Annotated in this window: 2 pseudogenes; both read left to right on the top strand. The window is 64.4% G+C overall.

From position 1 onward, the window contains the following. Positions 1-61: 61 nt before the first annotated feature. Positions 62-208, top strand: a pseudogene (locus tag A3Q37_RS38190) (DUF6507 family protein); the annotation flags it as partial. A 501-nt stretch (positions 209-709) separates the two neighbouring features. Next, positions 710-946 (top strand): annotated as a pseudogene (locus tag A3Q37_RS35120) (hypothetical protein); the annotation flags it as partial.

Here is a 946-nt window from a genome sequence, read left to right as displayed (position 1 = left end):
GTGTTGTCGCCCGTCGTGCGGGTGGGCGGCTCGGCTTTGTTGTGCGTACGGGGGATGTGGGATGAGCGGGTGGGATATCAAGCCGCAGGGTGTGCAGGGCCAGTTGAGGGTCGTCGGGGTGCATGCCGGTGAGCTGGAGAAGGCACTCAGCGCGTTGATGAAGGACCTGGGGGAGGCCGCGCGGTCGGCGGGGACCGCGGTTGCGGGGACGGGCAGGGCGGAGCTAGAGTGCTGGACAGCCACGGGATCGCCTTCCAAGGGAGTGATCTTGCGGTGAGACCCCGGCCTGGTGCTGTAACACCGTGTCGGGGTCGTTTGGTTCTCGCACCGTAAGCGGCTGTCACGCTGCGCCGCAAGCTGTCACGATTAGTCATACTGGCTGGCCGTGACGGGGTGGGGAGGTGGGGGAGGTTTTCCCAACCCCCCTCTTTTCCCTCCCGGTTAAAGAAGGCGCTCGGGTCACGGGGCTCGCATCCCGAGGCTCGGGTCCCGGCACCCGAGCTTCGGGCCTGGACCTCACGCACGTACCCCCGCAAGAGTGAACGCCGCGACCTGAAGCTCGCGTCCCGAGTGCCGAGCTTCGGGGTTCGGGGCGGGAGTCCGGGCCTCGTTGGCTGATTTGTGGATTGCAGTAGCAATGGCCGGATTGATAGACAGACTCGTACGCATACGTATGTTCGTTCGATGTACCGGTAGGACGGGGGATGTTGTGAAGTTCGATATGGGGGCGTCGGTCCTGTCGAGGTTGTTGTCGGATTCGCAGGGTGCGAGTACGGATCTGGGGACGTTGATCCAGCAGTTGATCGCGGCGGCGGAGCCGTTGGAGGGGAAGTTCAACGGGGCGGGGAAGGTCGCGTTCGATGACTTCAAGTCGCGTTCGGACGAGATCACGAAGGCGTTGAACGCGTCGTTGTCGGGGATTCTGGGTGGTCAGGCGGGGATGGAC

Origin of the sequence: Streptomyces sp. PTY087I2 (assembly GCF_001687325.1) — a bacterium.
In the GTDB taxonomy this organism is placed as follows: Bacteria; Actinomycetota; Actinomycetes; order Streptomycetales; family Streptomycetaceae; genus Streptomyces.
Note: the sequence above shows the minus strand (reverse complement) of the source record. Positions and strands in the feature narration are given on the sequence as shown.